The following is a 6,702-nucleotide window of genomic DNA, read 5'->3' on the forward strand; positions in this document are numbered from 1 at the left end:
TCTCCTGTCTCCTAACCCCACCAACAAACTTTTTCAGCAAACCCTAGTTAATTATTTTTAGCTAGTTGACTAACAACCCATTCTCTTAAATTCTTTTCTGCTTTAACTTCATCCTCTTTAGCAGTGGCTAAAAATTCCTAGAGTTTAGTTTTGGGAACTAGGGGAAAAGTGCAGGGTAAGCGCATCTTAACAATCCTTGACAAAATAAACTTTATGTGATCTGGTTACCCACGATTCAGGCATATTTGAGGAGAATTTGCCATCTCAATCTCAATTGTTAAGCAAAAATCGACCAAATGGGTCTTTGTTCGTCACTATTATGATTGACTGGTATCACTTGAAATGCCCACACAGCAAGTGGCTCACAAAATTGGCCAATTTTCAATAGCGTTTGGGATGCTCTCACCCTGACTGAATCCTCACCAAACACGACAATTTTGGATTTTTAGAGCAAGTCCACTTTCTCACTTTCCCCACCCGTGACCTTTTTCCGTTAGATTATAAATGGATACAAAACTTAACATTTTATCCAGAATCTACCGAGAGGGCAGACCGTGCGGCCAGATACCCTAGAAAATAACCAGCATTCAGCCGATAATTCGCTAGTTCCCGAAGAAATCGCATTTAATCCCGAAATTGAGCCAGAGGAACCCGAATACTCGCCAAAACCGACAAAAACCAACTCTTGGCTATCGGGAGGACGGGGTTTATTTATCGGTGTGGGATTGGGGGTTTTATTGACCCTAGGGGCGACTCGTTTCGCTAATCGACCCCAAACAGCCCAAAACCCCAATACTCAGCCCGTAGCGGCAAAAAATGAAGCACCAGCACAAACAGTAACCACCACTAGGGTAGAATTTACTCCCGTGGCCCGCACCTTGAAAGCGACTGGAAGCGTGGCAGCCTATGAATTAATCCCGATTCTTTCCCAAGCGACAGGACTACAAATCAAAGAAATCTTTGTGGATGAAGGGGATAGGGTCAGCCAAGGTCAAATTTTGGCTCGTCTCGATGATACCGTCCTGCAAGCGCAATTAACCCAAGCACAGGCAAATGTCGCCCAATCCCGGGCGCGTTTGGCAGAATTGCAAGCGGGTAGCCGTAAAGAGGAGATCGCTGGAGCTAAACAAACTATTCAACGCATAAAAGCCGAAATTAGTCAAGCTCAATCGGATTGGGATTTGGCTAAAAAACGCGTCCAGAGAAACCAAAGTTTAGAAGCGGAAGGAGCGATCGCAAGGGATCGTCTCGATGAAGTCCTCAACGAAGAAAGAAACCAAGCGGCGATCGTACAACAGACCCAATCCCGTTTAGGAGAAGCAGAGCAGCAACTGGCACAATTGCAAGCGGGTAATCGTCCCGAAGTGATCGCCCAAGCTACAGCCCAATTAGCGGAAGCTCAAAGCCGTTTAGCCATAGTTAAAGCCCAATTAAACGAGACGCGCCTGATTTCCCCGGTCAGTGGCAAAATTGCCGAAAGAAATGGCCGCATCGGGGACACCACCAACGGTCAAAATGCTCTCTTTAAAATCATCGAAAATGGGCGTTTAGAGCTAAGATTACGGGTTCCTGAGAATCAATTGCCCTTAATCCGCGTCGGAGCGCCCGTTACTATCACTTCCGATGCTAATACCAGTCTGAAACTATCGGGACAGGTGCGCGAAATTAATCCCATCGTCGATGAGGCATCCCGTCAAGCAACAGTGGAAGTCGATTTAACCGACAATACAGGATTAAAACCGGGGATGTTTTTACGAGGTGCGATCGTAACGAATACTAGCAATAGTTTAACCGTCCCCATGACCGCGGTTTTACCCCAAAAAGATAATCAAGCTCTAGTTTATTTAGTGGGACCTGATAACACCGTCACCGCCAAAACTGTGCAATTAGGTCAAATTATGCCGAATAATCGCGTGGAAATTCTCACCGGTTTACAAGCGGGCGATCGCATTGTGGCCAAAGGGGCAGCCTATCTCGGTGATGGCGACAAAATTACAGTAATCAGTAATCAGTAATCAGTAATCAGTAATCAGTAAAAAGACAGTAGGAAACTGCTATTTAATACTGCACACTTAAAAACTCACATCTGATAACTGATAACTGATAACTGATATAGCAAATAATGGGTTATTTAGGACGCTTTCAATTTTCAAACTCTTATCTGAACAGGGTTTCAGCGATGGATTGTCCTAAGCACCTTGGTCTTTGCTATAACTGATAACTGATAACTGATAACTGATAACTGATAACTGAAATTATGGCTTTTAATATTTCTAATTGGTCTATCAAAAATCCCATTCCGACGATCCTGATCTCCCTGGTTATGGCCTTAATGGGATATATTGCCTTTCTAGGATTAGGGATCGATCGCTCTCCTAATATTGACATTCCGGCCGTGATTATCACCGTTAATCAAGCCGGCGCCGGTCCAGAGGAATTGGAAACTCAAGTCACCAAAAAAGTCGAGGATGCGGTGGCTGCTTTGGGTAATATCGATCAAATTACTTCTACCGTCAACGAAGGCAGCAGCAGCACCACCGTTAACTTTATCCTTGGCACTAACAGCGATCGCGCTACCAATGATGTGCGGAATGCCATAGCGCAAATTCGACAGGATTTACCCCAAGATGCTAATGATCCAATTGTCCAACGTTTAGAATTTGCCGGGGGTGCAGTGATGAACTATACCATCTCCTCCCCGAAAAGATCGATCGCCGAATTAAGTGATCTAGTCGATCGTCAAATTGGCCGCGCTTTAACAGGAGTGCCGGGAGTAGCGCGAGTCAATCGGATTGGGGGAGTCGATCGAGAAGTGCGTGTAGATTTAGATCCTGGTCGTCTGATCGCCTACGGTATCACGGCCACGGCGGTTAATGACCAAATTCGTAGTTTTAATATTAATTTACCCGGAGGGCGATCGGAAATCGGTGGCAGTGAACAAACTGTCCGCACCCTCGGCAGCGCTGAAACTATCGAAGATTTAAGAAATTATCAAATCTCTTTACCTAACGGTGATACCGTCCCCTTAAGCAATTTAGGGACAGTTAGCGATAGTTCCAGTGATCCTCGACAAATGGCCCTCTTAGATGGGCAGCCAGTGGTGGGTTTTTCGATTTTACGGGGGACCGGCAGCACTTTGGTCACGGTAGAAACAGCAGTGCGTCAAGAAATCGAGAATTTAAAGAAAAAACTGCCCGAAGATCTTAAATTTCAATTAATTTTTACCCGTGCTGACTCAATTCGTGCTAGTTACGAAAGCCTTCTTAGCGATCTGATCATCGGTTGTATTATGACGGTGATCACGGTGGGTCTATTTTTAGGCAATTGGCGCGCCACGATTATCACGGGTTTGGCCCTGCCTTTGTCGATTTTCCCGACTTTTTGGGTGATGCAGGCCCTAAATTATACCCTTAACGGCATGACCCTACTGGCCTTAGCTTTAGCTTTGGGTAATCTGGTCGATGATGCGGTGTGTATGGTGGAGGACATCGATCAACATTTAGCTATGGGTAAAAAACCCTTGCAAGCGGCCTTTGATGCCTCAAAAGAGATTGGATTAGCCGTTTTAGCCAGTGCGGCGGCAATTATAGCGGTATTCCTGCCTGTTGCTTTTATGGGCGGTGTGCCGGGCCAATTCTTTCAACCTTTCGGCGTTACTGTGGCGGTTTCTACCCTATTTTCCAGTTTGATCGCTGTCACCGTCACCCCGATGTTAAGTGCCTATATTCTACAGCCGAAAAAGCTGAAAACCGGTGATAATAATCCCTCCTCGCGCCCGCGTTTTCGTCCCTACAAAAGTTTGTTAACTTGGGCTTTACGTCATCGAATCCTGACTTTATTGGCGGCTTTGGCCTTTTTTATCGGTAGTTTACAGTTAGTTCCCTTGATTCCAAAAGGGTTATTTAGTTCTGGGGATACCGGATTAAGTACGATCAGTCTAGAATTGCCTCCCGGTGCAACTTTGAATGATACTGTTGCCGTGGCTAATCAGGTGAATAGTTTACTGCAAAAAAATCCCGCCGTCGCTAATGTTTTGGCTATTCCGGGAGATTCGGGACGGGTAAATACCGGGTTAATATATGTTAATTTAGTTCCTAAGGAACAGCGATCGCTAACTCAACGGCAATTTGAGGAACAAACCCGCCGGGATTTCCAGAAGATACCAGGTGCTAGAGTGACTTTTCGAGCGCAGGGGGGAGCGGGAAGCAATAAAGATGTGGCTATAGTCCTGAAAAGTGAAAATGGCGATATTTTAACCCAAACTGCCCAAAAATTAGAGCGAGAAATGCGGGCATTACCCGGTTTTGTCGAGGTAAGTTCCGGGGTAAGTTTAGTTAAACCGGAGATCATTATTCAACCAGATCCCGTCCGGGCCGCCGATCAGGGAGTCTCGGTCAGAGCGATCGCCCGTACTGCATCTTTGGCTTTAATCGGGGATAATGAGTTTAATTTAGCTAAATTTAACCTTGCTGACCGACAAATTCCCATCCGGGTGAAAATTGCCAATGATGGACGCAGTGAGATAGAAACTCTGCAAAATTTGCGCGTTCCTAGCAGTAATGGGACGTTAGTACCGCTTAACTCGGTGGCGACAATTAGCTTAGGTAGTGGACCTGCGGAAATTCAACGCTTTAACCGTCAACGTCAGGTTAATATTGGAGCTAATTTAGAGGGAGTTTCTTTGGGAAGTGCGGTGACACAAATTCGCGCTTTACCAATCATGAAAAACTTACCCCCAGAGGTGACAGAAGAACCCTTTGGTGATGCTCGTATTATGCGCGATATCTTTGCTCGTTTTTTGGGAGCGTTAAGTTTAGCAATTATTTCTATCTATGGGATTCTGGTCTTGTTGTATAACAATTTTCTCTATCCCCTAGCGATTTTAACTTCCCTTCCTTTATCGATTGGTGGCACTTTAATTGCTCTTTTAATTACCCAAAAAGAGTTAGGTTTATACGCTTTAATTGGCATAGTTTTACTGATGGGATTAGTCACTAAAAATGCGATTTTGTTAGTAGATTTTGCCCTGAGTGGCATTGAGGCAGGGAAACCGCAATTTAAGGCGATGATTGATTCGGGAGTCTCTCGTTTACGACCAATTATTATGACCTCGGTTTCCACAATTGCCGGGATGTTACCGATTGCTTTAGCTTTGGGTGCAGATGGGGAAATTCGCGCACCGATGGCGATTGCCGTTATTGGTGGTTTTACCACTTCCACCCTATTAACTTTGGTGGTTGTGCCGGTAATCTTTACTTATATCGATAGTTTTTACTATTGGTTGCGGGGATTATTTGTTAAACAAAAACCCAAGTCGATTTAGTAGTAAAATATCTCTCTGAAAGCTTGAGAAAAAACCCAGAGAAACTGACCCATGAATCCCTTGACAGTCACACATCAAACTCTATCCCTTCCCCCCATGGGCTGCGGTACTTGGGCCTGGGGAAATCGTCTTCTCTGGGGTTACGATGAGAGTATGGATAGCCAGTTACAAGCGGTTTTTAATCTCTGCGTCGAGCGGGGTGTCACTCTATTTGATACGGGAGACTCCTACGGGACAGGCAAACTCAACGGACAGAGTGAGAAGCTATTAGGACGCTTTACAGGGGAATATAGCGGTTATAACGCTGATAATATCCGTATTGCCACCAAACTCGCCCCTTATCCTTGGCGTTTAACCCGTAATGCCATGGTGAAAGCTTGTCAAGCTTCGGCAACCAGATTAGGCCGCCCAGTGGATTTAGTGCAAATGCACTGGTCAACGGGCAATTATGCGCCATGGCAGGAGGGAGGATTATTAGACGGATTGGGGGATTGTCTGGAAAAGGGGTTAGTTAAAGGAGTCGGTTTATCCAATTTTGGACCGAAAAGATTGAAGTCTGCCTATCAAAAGTTTGCCAGTCGCGGCATTCCTATTACCAGTTTACAGGTACAGTATTCTCTCCTTTCTACCTATCCTCTCACTGACTTAGGATTAAAGGAACTATGTGATCAATTGGGCATTAAAATTATTGCCTATAGTCCCTTAGCTTTGGGGTTATTAACGGGGAAATATCGAGATAATAAAAACTTACCCCCAGGATTACGTCGCTTCCTTTTTGGTCAATTAATTCCCGCTATTTCGCCTCTGATAAGTTGCCTAGAAGTTATCGCCCAAGCTAAAAATAAAACTATTAGCCAAGTTGCTTTAAATTGGTGTATCTGTAAGGGAACAATTCCTATCCCCGGAGCTAAAAATGTTCGGCAAGCTGAGGATAATTTAGGCGCTTTAGGATGGAGTTTAGACACAGGAGAAATAGCAGAATTAGATAAAGTTGCCGCAGGTTTAGATAAAAAAATGGTACAAAATATCTTTCAAACTAAGTAGGGTTTGCTGAATAAATCTAAAAACCTTGTTGGATAATATTTTTAGGCTTTTTTGAAATCAAAAAGTGCCTTAGCTAGGAGTGTTCGGGGGGGAAATTTAGGCACTTTTTCCCTGAAAATTAGGTAATTGACCCCCTGAAAATGGGTAAAACCCCACACCCCACACCCTACACCCCACACCCTACCCCCACCGAAAAACCTTTTCAGCAAACCCTACTTATCGAAAATTTGGGTTAAAACCCCGTCCTTTTAGGACGGCTTTAAGCTACAATGGAGAAAGCGATAACCAAGCTAAAAACTGAACCTTGACAACAGATAGTAAGGGGTTTCGTTCAG

Annotated in this window: 3 protein-coding genes and 1 pseudogene; 3 read left to right on the top strand and 1 reads right to left on the bottom strand. The window is 44.7% G+C overall.

What is annotated here, in order from left to right; genetic code table 11:
• Positions 1–47 precede the first annotated feature (47 nt).
• A pseudogene (locus EWV84_RS22795) lies at positions 48–170 on the bottom strand (Uma2 family endonuclease); the annotation flags it as partial.
• A 384-nt stretch (positions 171–554) separates the two neighbouring features.
• Between EWV84_RS22795 and EWV84_RS06295 the strand changes: the two are divergent.
• The 3 genes from EWV84_RS06295 (at position 555) to EWV84_RS06305 (ending at position 6,367) form a co-directional block, all read left to right on the top strand.
• Positions 555–2,015, top strand: a complete 1,461-nt coding sequence (locus EWV84_RS06295) for an efflux RND transporter periplasmic adaptor subunit (RefSeq protein WP_287077218.1) — start codon at positions 555–557, stop codon at positions 2,013–2,015.
• A gap of 242 nt (positions 2,016–2,257) precedes the next feature.
• A complete protein-coding gene (locus EWV84_RS06300; RefSeq protein ID WP_287077219.1) occupies positions 2,258–5,323 on the top strand; it encodes an efflux RND transporter permease subunit in 3,066 nt (1,021 codons plus the stop codon).
• A gap of 51 nt (positions 5,324–5,374) precedes the next feature.
• The gene (locus EWV84_RS06305) at positions 5,375–6,367 is read left to right on the top strand and encodes an aldo/keto reductase (RefSeq protein ID WP_287077221.1); all 993 of its coding nucleotides are present in this window, start codon (positions 5,375–5,377) and stop codon (positions 6,365–6,367) included.
• Positions 6,368–6,702: the final 335 nt, after the last annotated feature.

The sequence above is a fragment of the Microcystis sp. M_QC_C_20170808_M3Col genome (genome assembly GCF_007095505.1).
GTDB lineage: Bacteria > Cyanobacteriota > Cyanobacteriia > Cyanobacteriales > Microcystaceae > Microcystis.

Bases quoted from the DNA above. Each gene is read 5' to 3' on its own strand.
- EWV84_RS06300 (WP_287077219.1), top strand. From the start codon at position 2,258: ATGGCTTTTAATATTTCTAATTGGTCTATCAAAAATCCCATTCCGACG.
- EWV84_RS06305 (WP_287077221.1), top strand. From the start codon at position 5,375: ATGAATCCCTTGACAGTCACACATCAAACTCTATCCCTTCCCCCCATG.